At 56.9% G+C, this 232-nt stretch carries 1 protein-coding gene; it reads left to right on the top strand.

The genetic code is table 11. The features are described 5' to 3' along the window. On the top strand, positions 1 to 189 hold a 189-nt coding region (locus RRF55_RS28100; RefSeq protein WP_439419314.1), incomplete at its 5' end, for a hypothetical protein. Between the last annotated feature and the right edge of the window lie 43 nt (positions 190 to 232).

Genomic DNA, 232 nt, shown 5'->3' with positions numbered 1-232 from the left:
GAACTCGGCTCCGGACCTCACGCCGTCGGGCCGCTGGGAACTAACCGACCGGACTGCCACGTGGCGGGTGAGTTGCTCAACGGCATCGTCGAAACCAGAATCAACCTTGGCAGACAGGTCCTTGAAAGTATGAGAAAGATCCATGATCAAAGTGTAGGGCCGTCTCCGCGCCTCATCGTCGGATTATGAGGCGGTTACATACCCGACTGCTCCATACCTCAAGCAAACAGGA

The organism is Klebsiella sp. K47 (genome assembly GCF_051858335.1).
Classification (GTDB): domain Bacteria; phylum Pseudomonadota; class Gammaproteobacteria; order Enterobacterales; family Enterobacteriaceae; genus Klebsiella; species Klebsiella pneumoniae.
Note: the sequence above shows the minus strand (reverse complement) of the source record. Positions and strands in the feature narration are given on the sequence as shown.